The organism is Gulosibacter sediminis, assembly GCF_030011715.1.
Lineage (GTDB): Bacteria > Actinomycetota > Actinomycetes > Actinomycetales > Microbacteriaceae > Gulosibacter > Gulosibacter sediminis.
The window spans coordinates 1-19,593 of the sequence record NZ_JASCYH010000007.1 but is presented as its reverse complement, the minus strand read 5'-3'; the positions used below and the strand labels follow the sequence as shown (position 1 = coordinate 19,593).

19 protein-coding genes and 1 tRNA gene are annotated in these 19,593 nt (G+C 66.8%); 14 read left to right on the top strand and 6 right to left on the bottom strand.

All coding sequences use genetic code 11. The features are described 5' to 3' along the window. The first annotated feature begins 11 nt into the window (after positions 1 to 11). Positions 12 to 359, top strand: coding sequence for a cupin domain-containing protein (locus QM019_RS04055; protein ID WP_282824378.1), 348 nt, complete (start codon positions 12 to 14; stop codon positions 357 to 359). On the opposite strand, the gene QM019_RS04050 is transcribed toward QM019_RS04055, so the two are convergent. From QM019_RS04050 to QM019_RS04035, 4 genes are all read right to left on the bottom strand, one after another. Then, positions 356 to 766, bottom strand: coding sequence for a group III truncated hemoglobin (locus QM019_RS04050; protein ID WP_125105932.1), 411 nt, complete (start codon positions 764 to 766; stop codon positions 356 to 358). The two genes, QM019_RS04055 and QM019_RS04050, sit on opposite strands and share 4 nt — an antisense overlap. A 117-nt stretch (positions 767 to 883) precedes the next feature. After that, positions 884 to 969, bottom strand: a tRNA-Leu gene (locus QM019_RS04045). 120 nt (positions 970 to 1,089) lie between these two features. Next, positions 1,090 to 2,562 (bottom strand): HNH endonuclease signature motif containing protein, encoded by a 1,473-nt coding sequence (locus QM019_RS04040; protein WP_282824377.1) that lies wholly within the window; start codon positions 2,560 to 2,562, stop codon positions 1,090 to 1,092. Positions 2,563 to 2,805: 243 nt separating this feature from the next. Continuing rightward, positions 2,806 to 3,738, bottom strand: a complete 933-nt coding sequence (locus QM019_RS04035) for an alcohol dehydrogenase catalytic domain-containing protein (RefSeq protein ID WP_125105944.1) — start codon at positions 3,736 to 3,738, stop codon at positions 2,806 to 2,808. Between the two features lie 126 nt (positions 3,739 to 3,864). Between QM019_RS04035 and QM019_RS04030 the strand changes: the two genes are divergently transcribed. The 3 genes from QM019_RS04030 to mshC all read left to right on the top strand — a co-directional run bounded on the left by QM019_RS04030 (position 3,865) and on the right by mshC (position 7,395). After that, positions 3,865 to 5,181, top strand: coding sequence for a M20/M25/M40 family metallo-hydrolase (locus QM019_RS04030; RefSeq protein ID WP_282851967.1), 1,317 nt, complete (start codon positions 3,865 to 3,867; stop codon positions 5,179 to 5,181). A gap of 84 nt (positions 5,182 to 5,265) precedes the next feature. Beyond that, positions 5,266 to 6,114: an undecaprenyl-diphosphate phosphatase gene (locus QM019_RS04025; RefSeq protein WP_125105946.1), complete on the top strand. Its 849-nt coding sequence runs from the start codon at positions 5,266 to 5,268 to the stop codon at positions 6,112 to 6,114. A gap of 36 nt (positions 6,115 to 6,150) precedes the next feature. Further along, positions 6,151 to 7,395 carry a cysteine--1-D-myo-inosityl 2-amino-2-deoxy-alpha-D-glucopyranoside ligase gene (mshC, locus tag QM019_RS04020; protein WP_193127848.1) on the top strand — a complete coding sequence of 415 codons (1,245 nt, stop codon included), beginning with the start codon at positions 6,151 to 6,153 and terminating at the stop codon, positions 7,393 to 7,395. Between the two features lie 34 nt (positions 7,396 to 7,429). Here the strand turns inward: mshC and QM019_RS04015 are convergent, their stop codons facing one another. Beyond that, positions 7,430 to 8,431 (bottom strand): proteasome assembly chaperone family protein, encoded by a 1,002-nt coding sequence (locus QM019_RS04015; protein WP_282851966.1) that lies wholly within the window; start codon positions 8,429 to 8,431, stop codon positions 7,430 to 7,432. 76 nt (positions 8,432 to 8,507) lie between these two features. Here QM019_RS04015 and QM019_RS04010 point away from each other — a divergent pair, with 76 nt between their 5' ends. Genes QM019_RS04010 through QM019_RS03985 form a run of 6 tightly spaced genes read left to right on the top strand, consistent with a single transcriptional unit; the run spans position 8,508 to position 14,079 of the window. Then, entirely contained in the window at positions 8,508 to 9,194 is a 687-nt protein-coding gene (locus tag QM019_RS04010) for an HAD family hydrolase (protein ID WP_282851965.1), read from the top strand. After that, positions 9,191 to 10,237, top strand: a complete 1,047-nt coding sequence (locus tag QM019_RS04005) for a tRNA (adenine-N1)-methyltransferase (protein WP_282851964.1) — start codon at positions 9,191 to 9,193, stop codon at positions 10,235 to 10,237. The genes QM019_RS04010 and QM019_RS04005 overlap by 4 nt, the downstream gene beginning before the upstream one ends. Continuing rightward, on the top strand, positions 10,234 to 11,154 hold the full coding sequence (locus tag QM019_RS04000) for an FKBP-type peptidyl-prolyl cis-trans isomerase (protein WP_282851963.1): 921 nt from the start codon (positions 10,234 to 10,236) through the stop codon (positions 11,152 to 11,154). The genes QM019_RS04005 and QM019_RS04000 overlap by 4 nt, the downstream gene beginning before the upstream one ends. Further along, entirely contained in the window at positions 11,154 to 12,107 is a 954-nt protein-coding gene (locus QM019_RS03995) for an FKBP-type peptidyl-prolyl cis-trans isomerase (protein ID WP_282824368.1), read from the top strand. The genes QM019_RS04000 and QM019_RS03995 overlap by 1 nt, the downstream gene beginning before the upstream one ends. A 2-nt stretch (positions 12,108 to 12,109) precedes the next feature. After that, entirely contained in the window at positions 12,110 to 13,108 is a 999-nt protein-coding gene (locus QM019_RS03990) for a helix-turn-helix transcriptional regulator (protein ID WP_282824366.1), read from the top strand. Then, positions 13,105 to 14,079: a helix-turn-helix transcriptional regulator gene (locus QM019_RS03985; RefSeq protein WP_282851962.1), complete on the top strand. Its 975-nt coding sequence runs from the start codon at positions 13,105 to 13,107 to the stop codon at positions 14,077 to 14,079. The genes QM019_RS03990 and QM019_RS03985 overlap by 4 nt, the downstream gene beginning before the upstream one ends. A 51-nt stretch (positions 14,080 to 14,130) precedes the next feature. Here the strand turns inward: QM019_RS03985 and QM019_RS03980 are convergent, their stop codons facing one another. Then, positions 14,131 to 14,454, bottom strand: a complete 324-nt coding sequence (locus QM019_RS03980) for a hypothetical protein (protein ID WP_282851961.1) — start codon at positions 14,452 to 14,454, stop codon at positions 14,131 to 14,133. A 20-nt stretch (positions 14,455 to 14,474) separates the two neighbouring features. Between QM019_RS03980 and tatA the strand changes: the two genes are divergently transcribed. The 4 genes from tatA to lnt form a co-directional block, all read left to right on the top strand. Next, on the top strand, positions 14,475 to 14,747 hold the full coding sequence (gene tatA, locus QM019_RS03975) for a Sec-independent protein translocase subunit TatA (protein ID WP_282851960.1): 273 nt from the start codon (positions 14,475 to 14,477) through the stop codon (positions 14,745 to 14,747). A gap of 72 nt (positions 14,748 to 14,819) precedes the next feature. Beyond that, positions 14,820 to 15,575 carry a twin-arginine translocase subunit TatC gene (gene tatC / locus QM019_RS03970; RefSeq protein WP_282851959.1) on the top strand — a complete coding sequence of 252 codons (756 nt, stop codon included), beginning with the start codon at positions 14,820 to 14,822 and terminating at the stop codon, positions 15,573 to 15,575. Continuing rightward, positions 15,572 to 17,983 (top strand): DEAD/DEAH box helicase, encoded by a 2,412-nt coding sequence (locus QM019_RS03965; protein WP_282851958.1) that lies wholly within the window; start codon positions 15,572 to 15,574, stop codon positions 17,981 to 17,983. The genes tatC and QM019_RS03965 overlap by 4 nt, the downstream gene beginning before the upstream one ends. Next, on the top strand, positions 17,980 to 19,593 hold a 1,614-nt coding region (gene lnt / locus QM019_RS03960; protein ID WP_282851957.1), incomplete at its 3' end, for an apolipoprotein N-acyltransferase. The genes QM019_RS03965 and lnt, both read left to right, overlap by 4 nt.

Below are 19,593 nucleotides of genomic sequence, written 5' to 3'. Positions count from 1 at the left end.
GAGGCCACATCATGTCCGAAGCGATGAGCAGCGTCGACCTGAACGAGTTGATCAATGAGCTGTTGGCGGCCTCGGGCGCGACGGGCAGCGGCAGGGCGACCCGCGTGTTTCGGGCCGTGCCGGGCGGCCAGCTCTCGCAGGTGCTGCTCGTGCTGCGCGACGGCCGCGAACTTTCTGAGCACGAGAATCCGGGCGAAGCACTGCTCCACGTCCTGCGTGGGCGGGTGCGGCTGACGGCTGGCGATGAGCGCTGTGATCTGAGCGCGAACGAACACATCGTGATCCCGCAGCAGCGTCACGGCCTGTTGGCGCTGGAGGATGCCGCCGTCCTGCTCACTGTCGTGGGGTCGCGCTCCTAGAGCTCTCTGCGGCGGATTGTTTCGAAGTCGCTGCCGGAGCGGCCGGCGAGTCGTCGCTGCATCGAGCCTGCGATCCGGGTGGCCTGGAGCTTTGCGCGGTCGGCGATCGGTCCACTGAACTGGGCGTCGAGGTTATTCGTCCAGAGGTCGAGCCACCGTTCGAAGTGTTCCTCACCGAGCGGGTGCTTGGTGTGTAGCGCGAAGTGGAGTTGGAGCGCGTTGCGGCGGTACTTGCCGGCGTTCCACAGCACCGTCTCCCAGAAGTCGCACATGATCGGCAAGTGGTGGTCGAGGTCGAGTTTGGCCACGTCAGTGAAGATCGGGCCGATCAAAGGATCCTCGAAAGCGGACAAGTAGAAGGTAGATACCAGCCGTTCGACGTCAGCGCGGTCTGAGAGATCGTGCATGCGGCAGCCTCCTCACCGAAATCGGAAGAATTGATTGTCGTTCAATTATAGGCTGTGCACCAACGCGAAAGGCCCCTGACCGGATTGAATTCCAGGTCAGGGGCCTTGTCGTTACTGTGCGCGAGGGGGGACTTGAACCCCCACGACCTAATACGGTCACTAGCACCTCAAGCTAGCGCGTCTACCAATTCCGCCACCCGCGCGGGTGTTTTGTGCTCGTGGGCACGAATGACTACTTTAATGCTTCATTCGGTGCAGCGCAAATCGGCCCAGTTGCCCAACCGATCTGCCCAGTTTTGTCGCGTGCAGACGGGTTATCCGACCTAGAACGGTGCCGGATCGTTGACGGCGTCGTAGCCCTGTTCCTCGACGGGTTTGAAGATCGGCCCGACTGGTGCGGGTTCGACCGTGACCCACTCGCCGCGCGGTGTTCTCCACCCGACCTTGCCGCCGCCGAGTTGTTCGCACTCCCACGGACGTTGATGTTTCAGCGTGTGGTGTTTTGGACAGAGGTGTCCCAGGTTGTCGACGTCGGTTTTGCCGCCCGCGGCCCACGGTTTCGTGTGATCAAGTTCGCTTTGATGCGCGGGTCTGCGGCAGCCCGGGAACAAACACACTTGATCCCTCGCCTGCAAGAACTGTCGCATCGATGGCGTCGGAGTACGCGAATCAACGGTCAATACGTGCCCGGTGATCGGGTCAGTGAGGATGCGTTGGAAGCACTTCGCCTTCGATGCCATTTCGTGGGCCTCGGTCATGCTGACCGGCGTCATCCCGTTGATCGTCGCGACATCGCGCGGTGCGTCCGGGTTCAGGAGATTCATGATCGGGATGACGATGCTCACCGTCGCGTTAACGCGCGGCCGGCCCTTGGCGTCGTATTCGCGCACGCTTTGCGGCGTCGAGGTCAGGAACGTCTCCACGAACAGGTCAGCCATGAGCTGGCGCACGGTGCGGGGATCCTCGATGAACTCGGCGTCTGCAGCGGAGAGTGCTTCCCCACGTGCCTGTGCGTCGCGGACGCGGCGACGGTGCTCGTCAGCCTCGTTCACGTGCTCCTCACGCAAAGCTTTCGCTTGCTGGTACATGAGGTCATACATCGCGTGGGCTTGCAGGGTCGGAACGTCGGCAGTGATGCGCGACATGCCAAAGTCGCGGTCTTCGATCGTGACGTGGCGGGCCTGGTATTCGTGCTCGAACGCCGCCTTGAACTCCTCAGCACCCAGTTGGGCGGCGAGCTTGCGTGCGAATGCGTCGGTTGCGGCGACGGTCTCGCCCTTCGCGAGCTCGAGCACCTTGTTCGCGTATTCATCGCGGCGCGCGTCAGGCACGATGCCCGCATGCCGCAGCAACGCGCGAGCATGCCGCATCGTCACCGCAGCCTCGCGCAGTGGGTCGAGCCACACAACAAAGTCAGTACCCAACCGGTGCGCGTCGTATGCGCGGTTCAGGAGGGCGGTGTCGGACTCGTTGGTGTGAATCCCGAACTCCGCCACGATCGACCGCAGGTTCAACCGCAGCAGGTCGTCGGGACTCGCGACCGAGGAACGTTCCTGCAGTTGCGCGTACGTGCGGTGCTCGGCGACTGCGTACGCCTGCGCGAGCCCCATCATCTTCATGTACGCGCCGACTTGCTCAAGTTTCGCCCCGTTGAGGACCATGCCCTCAATCGCCGCGAGCGCGTCATTGAGCCCGTCAGTCTCAGGTGGAGGGGTGGTGCCGTCTGGCCGGTGCTTCGGGGCGCGACGAATCGGCTCATCAGCATCAGAGCCGGGTGGGGGAGTCGTTGCGGTCATCGGGCGTCACCTCCTCGAAGGCGCGTCAATGGGGGAACCGTTGTAGCAAGTATATACGCATCAAGGCAAAATGTGAAGGGAACATCTGTTCTAAACTTGCTGGCTTGGATGTTCGAGGTTTCGAGCATCCGCGGTCGGGTTTCTGAGACAAGTTCACTCTCGCACGAGCCACCGACATCAACTGGCCGCATGAGTGACTCGGTTAGTGACGGTTGGTGCCCGGGCTACTTCGTCGGCGTAGATCTAGCTCGCATTGCTCAAGGAAGTACTGATTGCGATCTTGCCGTGGACGTGGCGGCTGCGCTGGTGTGAGATCGCGAGATGGAACTGGTCGAGGGTGTAGGTCGCCGCGATGGGGATGCGCAAGGACTTGGTGGAGATCAGCTCCAAGAGCCGGTCGAGCGCATCGGGGGACGCGTCGGAACCATTGACCCGAACAACACCGGCGGGCGGTTGGTCCGCCTCGATGGTGACCACGCGGTGTGGCGGGACGCCCGAGCGGATCGCAGCCTGAGCGGTGTCCGTTCCATGCAGGTCCGCAGTCGCAGCGATAGGTATGTTGCTCGCGGCAATGTCGGCGGCCAGCTCGTCGCCGTATCTCATGGGCCGCGCGCCGAGCGACCGAATGTAGTCGGTCGAAGCGAGTGACCCGGTTCCAATGACGTTGGCGCCGTGCCGAACGAGTAGCTGCGTGAGGATCGAACCAACGCCTCCGCCCGCCGCGCCGACGAGGACGGTCTCGCCGGGCTGCACAGACAGAGCGTCAGCGACGGCAGACGCCGTCCGTCCCGCGATGTCCAGCACTCCAGCCTCGAGGTCGGAGACCGTCGGTGGCGTGCGGCGCAGACTCGGATGATTTTCATCGAGGACGATCGAGGTCGCGACGGCACGGCCGCGGGCACCGCCGAAGACACGGTCGCCGACGCTCCAGCGGCGCACGTAGGGGCCGGTCTCGACCACGATCCCGGCGAAGTCGTTGCCGAATCCCATCGGAAGCTCGAGCCCGAACACGGTGGCGAGGGCGCGAGATTCGACGATCTGCCAGTCCACGGGGTTGAGGCCCGCGACGGTGACACCGATGCGCACCTCCGTTGCCAGTAGCGGTCGCGTCTCGATGCGCGCGAGTCTCAGGTGATTGGTGTCACCGAACTGATCCAGAACAAGCGCAGAACCCATGACTTGCCCAACGATGTTTCGCGCGTGCCTATTCCGCTGGTGCACGAACCACTGACGCGCCGTCCGCACCGTCAAACAGCGTCAAGCGCGCCCCGCCCGCGCATCCACCGGCCTAGGCTTGATTTCATGACTGAGGAACACCCGCTTACTTCCGATCCGACCGTCAGCCTCACGCGCGAGCTCATCCGCATCGACACGCAGAACTGGGGCAATGGCAAGAGCTCGGGGGAGCGGGAGGCCGCGGGTTTCCTCGCCGAGCGCCTCCGCGCGCTGAACACCGAGCCGGTGCTGTTCGAGTCCGAGCCGAATCGCACGAGCGTCGTGGCGCGCATCCCAGGCCGTAACCCCGACAAGCCCGCACTCGTCGTGCACGGCCACACCGACGTCGTGCCAGCCGACGCCTCCAACTGGAGCGTCGACCCGTTCGCCGCCGAGGTGCGCGACGGCTGCATCTGGGGCCGCGGCGCCGTCGACATGAAGAACATGGACGCCATGATCGTCACGGCCCTCGACAACATCATCGCCTCGGGCGAGCTACCGGAGCGCGAACTGATCGTCGCGTTCTTTGCCGACGAGGAAGACGGCGGCAAGCTCGGCGCTCACTGGGCGGTCGACAACAAGCCCGAGCTCTTCGCGGGGGCGACCGAGGCGATCAGCGAGGTCGGCGGCTACTCAATCAACATCGACGGCCAGCGCGCCTACCTCCTGCAGACCGGCGAAAAGGCCATGATCTGGCTGCGCCTGCGTGCGCGCCGCCCCTCCGGCCATGGCTCGAAGGTCGTGCCGACGAGCGACAACTCGATCTCCGAGCTCGCCCGCGCCATCGTCCGCCTCACCGAGCACGAGTGGCCGGTGCAGCTCAACGAGACTTCGACCGAGATGATTGACGCGCTGTGCGAGCTCACCGGCGCGGATGCAGAACAGGTTTCACCAGATGAACTCGCACTCCGCGGCGGCTTCGCAGCGGCCTGGCTGCGCGCATCCCTGCGCACCACCGCGAACCCGACCATGCTCGACGGCGGCTACAAGCACAACGTGATTCCCGAGACCGCTTCGGTTGCAATCGACGTGCGCCCGCTGCCGGGCGAAGAGGATGCAGTGCTCGAGCAGATCCGTGAGATCGTCGGCAACGGCATCGACGTCGAGATCGACTGGCAGGCGATCGGCGCCCAGGCGCCATCGACTGGCCCGCTCGTGGACGCGAGCCTCGCATCCCTGCGCGAGTACGACCCCGGGGCGAAGATCATCCCGTACCTGCTGCCCGCCGGCACCGACAACAAGTCGCTCGCCCGACTCGGCATCGACGGCTACGGCTTCGCCCCGCTGCAGCTTCCGGCTGAACTCAACTTCCCGGCCATGTTCCACGGCGTCGACGAGCGCGTGCCGCTCGAGTCGCTCGTGTTCGGCCGCCAGGTGCTCGAACACTTCTTGCGCACCTACTAGCCGCCGCGCGTCTCCCACAGCTTCTCGGGGAGCCTGGGCGTAAGATCAACGGCTGGCATTAGGCGACCGAAAGGATCAACGCACATGGGCTGGTTGGAGGCGATCGTTCTCGCCATCGTGCAGGGGCTCACTGAGTTTCTGCCGATCTCCTCGAGCGCGCACATCCGCGTTGCGGGGCTCGCGATGGGCATGGACGACCCGGGGGCGACCTTCACCGCCATCATCCAGATCGGCACCGAGCTCGCGGTCGTCGTCTACTTCTGGCGCGACATCGTGCGCATCATCACGAAGTGGGTGCAATCGCTCACCGGCAAGGTGCCGCGCAACGACCCCGACGCGCGCATGGGCTGGTTGATCATCATCGGCTCGGTGCCCATCGTGCTGCTCGGTGTGCTGCTGCAGGACCTCATCCGCACGCAGTTCCGTTCGCTCTGGATCATCGCGATCTCGCTCATCGTCTTCGGCATCATTCTCGGTCTCGCCGACGTGCTCTCGCGGCGTGCGAAGACTCTTGAGCACCTCAACTGGAAAGACGGCCTGCTCTACGGTCTCGCCCAGGCGCTCGCGCTGATTCCCGGCGTCTCGCGCTCGGGCGGCACCATTACTGCGGGTCGCCTCATGGGCTACGACCGTCCCTCGGCCGCACGCTACGCATTCCTGCTCGCGATCCCGGCCGTGCTCGGCTCGGGTGGGTATGAGCTACTTGGCGCGCTCACTGAAGACCAAACCACCGGCACACCGCTCAACTGGGGTGCCACGCTGCTCGCCACCGTCATCTCGTTCCTCGTCGGCTGGGTAGTCATCAAGTTCCTGATGAAGTGGGTCGAGACCCGCAGCTTCATGCCGTTCGTGATCTACCGCATCGCGCTCGGCACGCTGCTGATCATCCTGCTCATTACGGGCGTCGTCGACCCGCTCGCCGGGAGCGCTTAACGCGCCGCGCCCCGGTAGACTGTCGGGGTGAAGCGAATCGAGTCTTGGCCGCGTCCTGCAGTTCCACAGCTGGAAGGCGAAGCGGCCCCGGTTCGGCTGTTCGACACGGCCGCTGACGCCGTGCTCCCGCTCGAGGCGGATGCGGATGGCCGAGTGCGCCTCTACGTCTGCGGCATCACGCCCTACGACGCGACGCACCTCGGCCACGCGGCGACGTATCTCGCGTTCGACACGCTCATCCGGGCGCTCTCGCAGGCCGGCGTCGAGGTCGAGTACGCGCAGAACGTCACCGATGTCGACGATCCGCTGCTCGAGCGGGCGGCGAAGACCGGCGTTGATTGGGAAGACCTGGCCGAGTCGCAAACCGACCTCTTCCGGGGCGACATGGCTGCGCTGCGCGTGATTCCGCCGAACGCGTACGTGCGAGTCAAGGACATCGTCGACGAGATTGCGGAGGCGGTCGACCGCCTCGTCGCAGACGGCTTCGGGTACGCCGTGCCCACCAACGACGCCGACGGTGACGACATCTACTTCGACGTCGCCGCAGTGCAGGCCACCGGTCGGTACGGCCTCGGCGAGATGAGCCACTTCTCACCCGACAAACTCGCGAGCGCATTCGTTGAGTTCGGCGGCGACCCCGATCGCCCCGGCAAGCGTTCGCCGTTCGACCCGCTGCTTTGGCGCGCCCACCGCGAGGGCGAGCCGAGCTGGGATGCTGGTGTCGGCGCCGGTCGCCCGGGTTGGCACGTCGAGTGCGCCGTGATCGCCACCAGCGAGCTCGGTCCCCAGGTGACAGTGCAGGCGGGCGGCCGCGACCTACGTTTCCCGCACCACGAAATGACCTGCGCCCACGCCACGGCGCTGACGGGCGAGCCGTTCGCCCGCCACTTCGCCCACGCCGGCCTCGTCGGGTATGAGGGCACCAAGATGTCGAAGTCGCTCGGCAACCTCGTGCTCGTCTCGAAGCTCACGCAGGCCGGTCGCGACGCGGCCGCGGTGCGGCTCACCGTGCTCGGGCACCACTACCGCAGCGACTGGGAGTGGTTCGAGGGCGAGCTCTGCGAGAACGAGGCGCGCCTCGAGCGCTGGCGTGAGGCCGCCGGCCGCGCGACCTCGGGTGGTGCCGAAACCGTATCGGAAATGCGTGCGCGTATCGCCGATGACCTCGACACCGCCGGCGCGATCGCCGCGGTTGACGCCTGGGCCGCGGAGGCGACACCTGGCATGGAGGTCGTCGCTGCGGTCGATGCGCTGCTGGGCATCGACCTACTCGCAAGCTAGGTAGTTCCAGGCGCGCTGCGCCAACCGCCGCGGCCTACTTCGAGCCGTCGTCCTCGTCGTCCGAGCCCTCGGCACCGGATTCGTCGGTTCCGCCGTTCTTCGAGTCGCCGGGCTCAACGCGGGGCAGTGAGCCCGTGTCGCCGCGCGTCGCATGGCCACCGGCACGATTGGGATTGTTGCGACCATCGGCCAAAAAGCGCTCAAACTCGGCGGCGATGGCGTCGCCGGTCGCCTCCTCCGAGTCGACCACGTCGCGGGTCTGCTCGAGATACTCAACGTAACCACGCAGCTCGTCATCGGCCTCGACCGCCTCAGAGACGCGCTCCTCCCACGTGGTGGCTTCCTCGCGCAGGTGATCCGACTTGATGTCGACCTTGAGCAGCTTTGCAAGCTCGTTCACGAGCGAGAGCGTCGCCTTCGGGTTCGGCAGCTCGGGCGTCTGCGCGTAGTGAGGCACCGAGGCCCACATCGACACGATTTGGATGCCCGCGCCATGCGCCTCCTCGGCGATGGCCGAAAGGACTCCCGTGGGCCCCTCGTAAGACGACGCCTCGATGCCGAGCTCGTGCTGCGGGCCCTCGTCGTCGCTGCTCAGCGACACCTGGATGTCGCGGGTGTGTGGTGCGTCGGCGAGCAGTGCGCCAACGAGCACGATGCTCGAAATGTCGATGCGCTCGCTCGCAGCTACGACCTCGCTCGCGTAGCGGCGCCAGCGGAAGTTCGGTTCGACGCCAGTAAGCGTGTAGATACGCCCACCGCGCACCGGTCCGGCGAGGGTCGCGCCCGGCCAGCGGATCACCTTGCGGCCGTCGCCCGCGAACTCGACCCGAGGGCGCGCGACGCTGTAGTCGAAGAAGTCCTCCGACTCGAAGCGCTCAACGAGCAGGTCGATGTTGAGCTGCTCTTGGAGTTCCGTCGCCGCCGAGCTCGCCGCCTCACCGGCGTCGTTCCAGCCCTGCAGCGCAATCACTAGGGTGTTGCCCTCTGCAAAGGGGGTGTTCGAGTCGAAGTTCGGCAGGGGAAGCTGTGAGGTCACGCGGTTTCTCCGTAGGAAATGGGGTTCTACCTAGCCTACGACGTTGCGATGTCGGTCGCCGGTAGGATGTTCTCCTATGAGCGAGCGCGCACCCGAAGCCGTCCTCTGGGACATGGATGGCACGCTTGCCGACACCGAACCGCATTGGATTCGGGCGCAGTCGGCGCTGTTGACCCGTCGAGGTCTACCGGAACTGACCCCCCAACAAGAAATTGACCTCGTTGGCGCCTCCTCGGAGCAGGTCGTCACACTCTTCCAATCGCTCGGCGTCATCGACGACTTCGAAGAGATCGTCGACGAGGTGTTCGCCGACGTCTGCGACAGCGTCACCGACAACATCCAGTGGCGACCGGGCGCCGTCGAGCTGCTCGCAGATCTCAACCGCCACGGGGTGCCGACCGCGCTCGTCACCAACTCGAATCGCGCGCTGGCGGATGCGGTGCTCAAGCACCTGCCCGGCTGCGAGTTCACGCTGACGGTCACGAGCTCGGATGTGCGGCCCGGCAAGCCGGAACCCGACCCCTTCTATTACGCGGCCGAACGACTTGGCGTCGCGGTAACCGACTGCGTTGTCATCGAGGACTCGATGAACGGCATCCGTGGCGCGCTCGCCGCCGACTGCGTCACCATCGCGGTGCCGCACGGCATCGACATTCCGCCGAGCCCCGAGTACATCCTGCGCGAGAGCCTCGTTGGGCTCAACTGGCCACAGCTTCGAGCGCTCTACACCACCTTCCGAACACGAGGAGTCCCCACCGAATGATCCAGTCGCCCCCGTCCGGCCCCTTCCGCGCCGGCGAACGCGTGCAGCTCACCGACCCAAAGGGTCGCCTGACGACCACCTGGCTCACCGAGGGCGGACAGGTCCACTCGCAGTACGGCACGATCGACCACGCCGCGATCATCGGAATTCCCGATGGCTCGGTGGTCACCTCGACCGGCGGCATGGAATACCTCGCGCTGCGCCCGCTGCTCACCGACGTGATCATGTCGATGCCGCGCGGCGCCGCGATCATCTATCCGAAGGATTCCGCGATGATCCTCGCGAAGGCCGACATTCGGCCGGGCGCGCAGGTCGTCGAGGCCGGCGTCGGCTCGGGTGCGCTCTCGCTCTGGCTGCTCCGGATGCTCGCGGGACAGGGCGAGCTCGTGAGCTTCGAGCGTCGCGAGGAGTTCGCGGAGGTCGCCCGCGGCAACGTCGCCAGCGTCTACGGCGGCGAGCCCGACAACTGGCGCATCGCGATCGGCGATCTGCAGGATGCGCTGCCGCGCGAGTTCGAGCCCGGCACCGTCGACCGCGTGATCCTCGACATGCTTGCGCCGTGGGAGTGCCTGCCCGCGGTCGCGGAGGCGATGATCCCGGGCGGTGTGCTCGTCTGTTATGTCGCGACCGCGACGCAGTTGTCGCGCGTCGCGGAGGCGATCCGCGAACACGGCGGCTTCACCGAGCCCGAGGCCGACGAGACGATGGTGCGCGGCTGGCATGTCGAGGGATTGGCCGTGCGACCCGACCACCGCATGGTGGCGCACACCGGCTTCCTCCTCACCGCACGCCGGCTTGCCCCGGGCACGACGCTGCCCGAGAAGCGTAAGACCTCGAAGGTGGCGGGCACCGACGCCGACCGCGAGGCATGGACACCGAGCGACCCCGAGGCCTGGACCGAGGCGACCGTCGGCGAGCGCACCGTGAGCGACAAGGTGCTTCGCAAGCGCGGCCGCGACGCCCAGCGTGGCGCCGCGCACGCAGCCCGCGATTCGCAAGAGATAATTGACACAACCGCCACGGAAGGACAGGACTCCCTGTGATTGCTCGCCGCCGCCCCACCCGCTCTCTGCTCGCGGGCGTCACCATCTTTGCCGGCACCGTGCTCGCTGGCTGTGCCCAGGTTCCGGCCAGCGAGAACGTGAGCGCGTGCGAGCCCGCCGACACCGTGCAGACGCAGCGCGAGGGCGGCGGAAGCGGCCCCGTCATCAACGGTGACGGCGTCGCCGAGTTCACCTTCGCGATCACGACGACCGACGGCACCGAGATCTACCCAGAAACCTCGCTGCAGCAGGATGCGCAGGGCAATCCCGCGCCCATCAACGTCGGCATCCTCGACGACTACGGCATGGTCGGCATCAAGGATGCCCTCCAGTGTGCGCAGGGCGGCGAAACGATCACCGCGACGATGCAGATGCAGCAGATCTTCTCGCCCGAGCAGTCCCAGCTCACCGAGGCGCAGATGCAGCAGGAGGCGACGGTCACGCTGCACGTGAGCCGCGTCTACCACTCGGCGGCCACCGGCAGCATCGCGCCGCAGCACAATGGCATCCCTGCCGTCGTCACCGCGCCCGACGGCACGCCCGGCGTGACCATGCCGAGCGAGGCCGCGCCGACCGAGCTGCGCAGCGCGACGACGATCCAGGGCAACGGGCCGAAGCTCGCCGCGGGTGACACGGTCACCATGAACTTCTCGGCGTTCGAGTGGACGTCGGGCTCGACCATCAGCACGACCTGGGGCGCCCAGGGTCCGTTCCAGACCACGGTCGGCGACACCGACGACGGCATGTTCGGCGCCACCGCCGAGCTGCAGGGCATCGAGGTTGGCTCGCAGCGGGTCGTCGTGCTGCCGGCATCGACCGTCGCGGCCTACACCGCCGATGGGCAGCTGCCGGTCGGCAGCGGCGACGCGATCGTCGTGGTCATGGACGTGCTCGGCTCGACCCCGGCAGCGCAGTAATGCGCAGGCCAACCCGCATTCTCTCGCTCGCGGTCGTCGTCGCGCTCGGCCTCACCGGCTGCTCCGAATCGACGCCGAACGAGTCGGCCACGAGCAGCTCGGCCGCGGCCCAGGTGACGGTCGTTGACGGCGGCGACCGCCTCGACGGCGTCGAGGTATCGGGGGAGACCGGTCAGGAGCCAGTCGTCACGATCACCGCACCGGCCGAGCTCACCGGCGACGAGACCGACATCCAGCGCACGGTGGTGACCGAGGGCGACGGCGAGCCGCTCACGGCCGACGACACCGTCGTGGTCGTCGTCGGGAGCTACTACGCCGAGGACGGCGACGCCCTCAGCGCATATGGCTCGCTTGGCCCCGCGACGCAACTGTCGAACACCGAGCTGCCGGCCTTCGTCGAACCGCTCTTCGTCGGCGTCAAGGCGGGCTCGCGCGTCGTCGCATCCGTGCCCATCGGCCTCGTTGCGGGCGAGGGCAACGCGGGCGACCCCGTCCTCATGGTGGCCGACGTGGTCAAGGTGACGCCCGGCGCATCCGCCACCGGCACGCCGACCGGCGAGACGTTCGACTACGCCGAGGTCTCCGACGGCGAGGGCGAACCCGACGTCACCATCAACACCGATGCCGAAGACCCGAGCGAGCAGCAGACGGCTGTTATCCTCCAGGGCGATGGCGAGACCGTCGCTGACGGCGACACGGTGATCGTGCAGTATTCGGGCTACCTGCTCAGCGACGGCTCGATGTTCGACACGAGCTGGGAGACCGGCCTGCCGCCGGCGTTCCCGACCTCGATGGTCGTGGCGGGTTTCCGGGATGCGCTGGTCGGCCAGCAGGTGGGCTCGCGCGTCGTCACGGTGTTCCCGTCCGACCTCGGCTACGGTGACGAAGCATACGGTCCGATTCCCGGTGGCAGCACGCTTGTGTTCGTCGCCGACATCATTGCCCTGGTGTAGATATGGCAGCTGCGCTCAAACCCCACCACGCCCGACAGATTCACCTGCTCCTTGCCCTGATGAGCAGCACGCGGCCGCTGTCGAGCGACGAGTTGTTCGGGCTGGTGCCCGACTACCGGACGCAACTCGAGCGCAACGGCGGTGATCGCACCGACGCGCTTGAGAAGAAGTTCGAGCGGGATCGCGCCGATCTCCGCGCGAGTGGGTTTCAGATCGAGTCGGTGCCCGAGCCGGAGTCACCTGGCAACCGGGCTGAGTGGCGCTTCCAACTCGAGAGCAGCACTGCCTCGGTCGGCATCGTGGGCCTCGACGCCCAGGAGACCCTCCTCATCGACTCGGCGACGAAGGTCTGGCTCGACCGAAGTCTCGACGAGGGGGCCCGGCGCGGATACCTCAAGCTCTTGCCGAGTGGCGAGAGCGGCGCTGAGTCGACCGCCTCGCAGCCCACGGCGAAGGTGTCGACGCACCCCGTGTTCGCGCAGCTTCGTTCGGCGATCACCGGCGGCAAGCGCATCGGCTTCGACTACGTCAACCAGGACAGCCGCGATCCCTGGCCGCGCACGGTGGATCCGCTGCGGCTCATCGTGAAGTCGGGTCGATGGCTGCTGCATGCCTGGGACGTCGAGCGCGACGCGCACCGCACCTATCTCGTGAATCGAATCGTCTCGGAGATTCGCGTCGAGGGCGAGGCCGACCCCGGCCACACCGCCGAGCCCGGGCTCGAGGCGAAGCTCGACGCGCTCGCCGCCGAGCGTCCCGTGCGGGTCCGTGCGCGGGCCGGTACCGAGGCCGAAGCGCGGATGCGCGGGCGCGGCACCGAGCTCGGCCGCACAGACGACTGGGTCTCGTTCGAGGTCTTCGACTGGGACCTCGGCGTGCTGACCGATGAGTTTGCCGGGCTCGCCCACTTGCTCGTCGTCGAATCACCGGAGCCGACTCGAGCGGGCGTGCGGGATCGCCTCCAGCGCGCCCTCGAGCTGCATGAGGGGACACCAGTATGACCGCGGCCGCGAAAGCCACCGACGTGCTCCTGATCTCGTCGCTCGTCGACTGGCTCCGAAAGCACCCGTACGGTGTCGACCTCGGTGAACTCGCCGCAACGTTCTCGCAGACACCAGCGGGCATGCGCGCCGTGATCGACTACGTCTGGTCACTCGAACTGTACGACAGCGACGGCCAGGTCGATCCGTCCCGCATGTTTGACTTCGATGCGGACGGACTCGAGGCGGATGAACCTTGGGTCAAACTCACGAATGTGCCAGTCGAGGGTGCCCCGAAGAGCTTCGACGCGGACGAACTCGCCCTCGTGCTCACCGGCCTCGACGTGCTGCGGGAGTCCGCGACGAGCAGCGAGGCAAGCCGCATCGACGAACTCCAGGCGAAGCTCCGCGGCGCCACGACGACTGAGGCCCCGGCCAACCGAGATCCGCAGCTCGAGCTCATCCGCCAGGCAATCGATTCGGGTCGGCAGCTGCGGTTGCGGTACAGCGGGGAGGCCTCGTCGGCACCCGAGGAACGCACGGTAGATCCCCTTCGGCTTGAGTCGCGCAGCGGTCTCATCTACCTCAACGCGTATTGCCATCTTCGGCAGGCACTGCGCTGGTTCCGCAGCGACCGCATCTTCGACCTTGAGGTGCTCGACACCGCGGCTGCGCCTCACACTCCGGCTCAACGCAACCGTGCGCTGGAGGTCACGGGTAAATCGTTGCTGACCGTCAGCGTCGCGATTCGTGCCGGCGCTGTCGCCGCGATCAGGCCCTACTTCGGCACCGCCAAGGTGCCCGAGATCGGCTCCGATGGTTGGATTCGCGCGGATCTTCGGTTCCGTAGCCCCGAAGTCGCCGCGCGGCTCGCAGCCGAGCATGCCGGCGGATTCGTGGTCACGGGGCCGCCGGAGGTTCGTGAACTTGTCGCTGAGTGGCTTCGTGGTGCGCTGATTGCCGCGGGCGATCAGGGTGACAACGTAAGCTAGCTGACTATGCCGTGGTGGTCGTGGGTAGTGATTTGGGTAGGGCTCGTCGCCCTACTTATTGCCGTGCTTGTCGTCGGCGCGATTTGGCTCTTCCGGAAGGCGCGTGCCGCCTTGCACGAGCTCGAGCGCCTCGAGCTCGTGCAGCAGGAGGCGGCCCGCCTTGCGGACGAAGCCGTCGAACTGCGCGAACGAGAGGCGGTCGCCGCACGACAACCGATCGCATTCGGCCGGCACAGCGACGAAGTTCGCGACCACCACGAACAGCAACGGGAACTGCGCCGAGCGCGTGCGCTCGAGCGGCGGGAGGCGCGCGTTGCACGCGGCCGCGCACTGACCCATGCCGACCCCCTGCAGTACGCCCACCTGATTCACCACCCCAAGAAGGGATAGCCCCTATGCCGAACCTCTCCGGAGCGCACCTGGTCATCATCCTCGTCATCATCCTGCTGCTCTTCGGCGCGCCCCGCCTGCCGAAACTCGCCCGCAGCCTGGGCGAGTCGATGCGAATCTTCCGTGGTGAAGTACGCACGATGAACGACGAAGTCAAAGACTCGAAGACGAAGAGCGCCGACACGCCGGCTGTTGACCCACAGCCCGGCACGGTCGACAACACGAGCCAGGCGCCGCGCACCGACGACACCGACACCACGGGCGCTTCGCCGAGATAGCCCATGACCGCTCCGCAACAACAAAAGCGGAAGCGGGAGAAGTACTCGCGGAAGGTGAATCCGCAGGGCCGTATGCGCCTTGCGGACCACCTGATTGAGTTTCGAAATCGCTTCCTCATCTGTGCCGTCGCCATCATCGTGGCGATGGTGGGCGGTTTCCTGCTCACCGACGCCGCCTTCGAGGTGCTGCGCCAGCCGATCGACGCTCTGAATGAGTCGCGCGGCGGCGGAGTGTCGATCAACTTCGGCAACGTTACGACCGCGTTCGACCTGCGCCTGCAGATGGCGTTGACGCTCGGTGTCGTGATCGCCTCGCCGGTGTGGCTCTATCAGGCCTGGATGTTCCTCATGCCCGGCCTGCGCAAGGGCGAGCGGAAGTATGTGCTCGGCTTCCTCGGCGCCGCGATCCCGCTGTTCCTCGGCGGCGTCGTGCTCGGCATCATCATCATGCCGCGCATCATCGAGGTCATGGCGACGTTCGCGCCGACCGAGGACACGATCTGGTACGACGCGAAGACCTACTACTCCTTCGTGCTCACGCTGTGCCTCGCCGTCGGCATCGCGTTCGTCGTGCCGGTGTTGCTCGTCATGCTCAACTTCGCCGGGGTGCTGGAGGGTCGCGCCATCCTCAAAGCGTGGCGCGTTGCCGTCCTCATCTGTGCCCTGTTCGGGGCCATCGCGACACCGGCGGCCGACGTGCTCTCGATGCTGTTGCTCATGGTGCCGATGGTGGTGCTCTACTTCCTCGCGGTCGGAATTTCGCTCCTGAACGATCGTCGGCGTCGTAAGCGCGATGCTGCGGAAGCGGCGGCTACGCTGGACGCATGACCGATTCGAGCCCTGCCGAGCGGTACGCCCGCGCAACTGCGCGAACCGCGCATCCGAATCTCGAGCTTTTTCGTGACCTGCAGCGGTTCGACCTCGACGCCTTCCAGCTCTCGGCGTGCGAGGCCCTCGACCGGGGCAGCTCGGTGCTCGTGGCTGCCCCGACGGGCGCGGGAAAGACCGTCGTCGCCGAGTTCGCGGTGTTTCTCGCAATGCGCGACCCGAACGCAAAGATCTTCTACACGACGCCGATCAAGGCGCTGTCGAACCAAAAGTTCCAGGAGCTCGTGGCCGACTACGGCGCGAGCGAAGTGGGGCTGCTGACGGGCGACGTCAACATCAACTCGCGCGCCCGCATCGTGGTGATGACCACCGAGGTGCTGCGCAACATGATCTACGCGGGCAGCGAGCTGCTCGATGACCTGGCGTTTGTCGTGATGGATGAGGTGCACTACCTCGCCGACCGCTTCCGCGGCGCGGTGTGGGAAGAGGTGATCATTCACCTGCCCAGCGAGGTGCGCATGATCTCGCTCTCGGCCACCGTCTCGAACGCCGAGGAGTTCGGCGACTGGCTGCAGGCCGTGCGCGGCGACACCGAGGTGATCGTGTCGGAGGTGCGGCCCACGCCGCTCTACCAACACGTACTCGTGGGCTCGCGGATGTTCGACCTTTTCCGCACGAAGAACGACCGCATCACTGACCAGGTCAATCCTGAGCTCGTGCGCGTGACGAAGGGGGAACGGCAGGGGCGCGGCGGGCGAGGCAAGGGTGGCCGTGGGCCGCGCAACATGCGCGTCGATCGAGGCGCCGTCGTCAACATGCTCGACGATGCCGCGCTGCTGCCGGCGATCTTCTTCATTTTCTCGAGGGCCGGCTGCGATGACGCGGTCAACCAAGTCACGGGTTGGGGTATCAACCTCAACACGCGCGCCGAGCGCGAGGAGATTCGCGAGATTGTCGAGGAGCGCACGCGGAACATGCTCGACGAGGATCTCGCCGTGCTCGGTTTCTGGAAGTGGCGCGACGGGCTCGAACGCGGCGTGGCCGCCCACCACGCCGGGCTGCTCCCGGCGTGGAAGGAAATCGTCGAGGAGCTGTTCCAGCGCCGCCTGCTGAAGGTGGTCTTCGCGACCGAGACGCTCGCTCTCGGCATCAACATGCCCGCGCGCACCGTCGTGCTCGAACGGCTCGAAAAGTTCAACGGAGTCTCGCGGGTGCCGATCACGCCGGGCGAGTACACGCAGCTCACCGGCCGGGCCGGTCGCCGCGGCATCGACCACGAGGGCCACGCCGTTGTGCTCTGGCGCGATGGCGTGCAGCCCGAGGCGATCGCGGCCCTCGCATCCCGCCGTTCGTATCCGCTCAACTCGTCTTTCCGCCCGACGTACAACATGACTGTCAACTTGCTCGACCGCTTCGGGCGTGACCGCACGCGGCAGCTGCTCGAGACCTCGTTTGCGCAGTTCCAGGCCGACCGCTCGGTGGTCGATATCGCGCGCACCGTGCGGCAGCAGCGCGAAGCACTCGAGGGCTACCTCGAGGCGATGCGCTGCGACAAGGGCGATTTCCTCGAGTACTCCGCGCTGCGCCGGCAGCTCAGCGACGTCGAGAAGCAGAAGATTCACGCACACGACCCCGGCAGCCATGGCGCGCGAGAGGAGCGACGCAAGCGTCTGGATGCGCTGCGCAAGGAACTCCAGCACCACCCCTGCCACGACTGCCGCGAGCGCGAGGATCACGCGCGTTGGGCCGAACGCTACTGGCGACTCGAGCGCGAGACCGACCGCCTCGTGCGCGATATCGAGCACCGCACCGGCGCTGTTGCCCGGACCTTTGATCGCCTGACCGAGCTGCTGCTGCAGCGCGGCTATCTCCGCGCGGGCGAGGGCGACCAGCTCGAGGTGACCGGCACCGGGCGTATGCTGCAGCGCATCTACGGCGAGCGCGACCTGCTCACCGCCGAGTGCCTGCGCCGCGAGGTTTGGCTCGGCCTCGACCCGGCCCAGCTCGCCGCGATTGCGAGCTGCTTGACCTACGAGCCGCGACGAGAAGAAGAGAACCCGCAGATGGGGCACATGCCGAAGGGCGAGTTTCGCCCCGCGCTCGAGCGGATGCAGGAGCTCTGGGTCGAGCTCGACGAACTCGAGCAGCTGCACCGCGTGCCGCGCACTTCGGAACTCGCGACGGGGCTCGCGCCGGCAATGTATCGCTGGGCGAGTGGGGTGCCGCTCGATCGAGTGCTCGAGCGCACCGATCTGGCGGCGGGCGACTTTGTGCGACAGGTGCGGCAGGTACTTGACGTGCTCGACCAGATCGGCAAGGCGGCCGGCGGCAGGATCGCGACGAACGCCGACCAGGCGCGCCAGCTCATCCATCGTGGAATCGTCGCGTACTCGGGCAACGAGTCGTGAGGCCCGCTGCGCCCCAGCCGCTCCCGTTTGTTGCCGCGCTCGCCGCGATATTGGCGGGCGCGTTTGCGCTGACGCTGTCGTTTCCGGAACGCGGCTGGTGGTGGGCTGCCCCAATTGGCGTCGCGCTCAACCTGCTCGCAATTCGCGGGCAGCGGCCAGGCATTGCGGCCTACCTCGGCTTTCTCGGCGGGCTCGCGTTCTATCTCATGCACGTCGCCTGGACGTCGCTGTTCCTCGGCGCGGTGCCGTGGACCGCACTGTCGGCGCTCATGGCGCTGTGGTGGATGCTCGGGTCGATCGGCATCGCCATCGCGTATCGGCGGCTGCCGACGCGCCCCGGGCGCACGCGATCCCTCGGCGCGCTGCCCGTGGCGGTTGCGAGTCTCTGGACGCTGCGCGAGACGCTCGCCTCGAACGTGCCGTACGGCGGCTTTGCCTGGGGGCGCATTGCGCAGTCGCAGTCGAACTCGCCGCTGCTCGAGCTCGTGTCGTGGGTGGGATTCGCCGGCGTCGCGTTCCTCGTTGTCTGGTTCGTCGCGTTTACGATCGAGGTCGTGCTGCACCCTCGGGATGCGCAGGTCTCGCCGCGCCCGCGGGCCGGGTTCATACTTCGCCGCGCGGCCCAGTTCACCGGCGTGGCCGCGGCGGGTGCCGCGCTGCTCGTGTGGCCGCTCTGGCCCACGCAGCAGGGCGAGACCGTGCGCATCCTCGCGGTGCAAGGGGATACCCCCGGGGCGAGCTACTTCATCCCGTCAGACCCGGGCGAAATTCTCGAGTCGCACGCCCAGGTGACCCTCGATGCCCTCGAGAAGGCGGGGCAGGTCGACCTCGTGCTCTGGCCCGAGGGTTCGGTCGACGTGAGCCCGCTGCTGAACTCGTATTCGGCAGACTTGATCAGCTATGTCGAGCAGCGCGCGGGTGCCCCCGTGCTCATGAACACCGTGACGATGACGGGCGACTGGGACGACCCCGACACGCAGTACTTCAACTCGCAGATCGTGTGGCACGACGGCGAGGCGGGGGAGCAGTACGACAAGGCGCACCCGATTCCGTTCGGCGAGTATGTGCCCGACCGCGAGGTCTTCGAGGCGCTCGCGCCCGACCTCATCGGCATGATTCAGCGTGAGTACACGCCCGGCATCCGGTCGAACGTGCTTGACATCGATGGCACGCGGTACGGCGTGTTCATCTGCTACGACATCGTCGACGATAATCTCGTGCGTGAGGCCGTCGCCGGCGACGCCGGGGTGCTGCTCGCGCCCACGAACAACGCCGACTTTGGCTACAGCGAGGAGTCCGCGCAGCAGCTCGCGACGGCGCGCCTGCGTGCGGTCGAGTCGGGTCGACCGCTCGTGCAGGCGTCGACGGTGGGCTGGAGCGCCGCATTCGCGGCGGATGGAACGCAAATCGCCGGGCTCGATTGGTACGAGCCCGGCGCATTTGTTGCCGAGGTGACGACGGGTGTGGGGGAGACCCCCGCGACCGTCTTCGGTGACGCGATCGATCTGCTGGCAGGTGGAGTCGGCCTTGCGATCGTGGTCGCGGCGCCGCGCCCGCGCGCCGAGGGCCGGGGTGGTTTAAAAAAAAACCCCCCCCCCCGCCCCCAGGGG

What these genes read in the sequence shown, in the direction of transcription:
- tatC (WP_282851959.1), top strand. Translation starts at nt 14,820, where the DNA reads ATGCGCCTTGCGGACCACCTGATTGAGTTTCGAAATCGCTTCCTCATC.
- QM019_RS04030 (WP_282851967.1), top strand. Translation starts at nt 3,865, where the DNA reads ATGACTGAGGAACACCCGCTTACTTCCGATCCGACCGTCAGCCTCACG.
- QM019_RS03965 (WP_282851958.1), top strand. Translation starts at nt 15,572, where the DNA reads ATGACCGATTCGAGCCCTGCCGAGCGGTACGCCCGCGCAACTGCGCGA.
- QM019_RS03995 (WP_282824368.1), top strand. Translation starts at nt 11,154, where the DNA reads ATGCGCAGGCCAACCCGCATTCTCTCGCTCGCGGTCGTCGTCGCGCTC.
- QM019_RS03990 (WP_282824366.1), top strand. Translation starts at nt 12,110, where the DNA reads ATGGCAGCTGCGCTCAAACCCCACCACGCCCGACAGATTCACCTGCTC.
- QM019_RS04055 (WP_282824378.1), top strand. Translation starts at nt 12, where the DNA reads ATGTCCGAAGCGATGAGCAGCGTCGACCTGAACGAGTTGATCAATGAG.
- QM019_RS04040 (WP_282824377.1), bottom strand. Translation starts at nt 2,562, where the DNA reads ATGACCGCAACGACTCCCCCACCCGGCTCTGATGCTGATGAGCCGATT.
- QM019_RS04035 (WP_125105944.1), bottom strand. Translation starts at nt 3,738, where the DNA reads ATGGGTTCTGCGCTTGTTCTGGATCAGTTCGGTGACACCAATCACCTG.
- QM019_RS03985 (WP_282851962.1), top strand. Translation starts at nt 13,105, where the DNA reads ATGACCGCGGCCGCGAAAGCCACCGACGTGCTCCTGATCTCGTCGCTC.
- QM019_RS04005 (WP_282851964.1), top strand. Translation starts at nt 9,191, where the DNA reads ATGATCCAGTCGCCCCCGTCCGGCCCCTTCCGCGCCGGCGAACGCGTG.
- QM019_RS04025 (WP_125105946.1), top strand. Translation starts at nt 5,266, where the DNA reads ATGGGCTGGTTGGAGGCGATCGTTCTCGCCATCGTGCAGGGGCTCACT.
- tatA (WP_282851960.1), top strand. Translation starts at nt 14,475, where the DNA reads ATGCCGAACCTCTCCGGAGCGCACCTGGTCATCATCCTCGTCATCATC.
- QM019_RS04050 (WP_125105932.1), bottom strand. Translation starts at nt 766, where the DNA reads ATGCACGATCTCTCAGACCGCGCTGACGTCGAACGGCTGGTATCTACC.
- QM019_RS04010 (WP_282851965.1), top strand. Translation starts at nt 8,508, where the DNA reads ATGAGCGAGCGCGCACCCGAAGCCGTCCTCTGGGACATGGATGGCACG.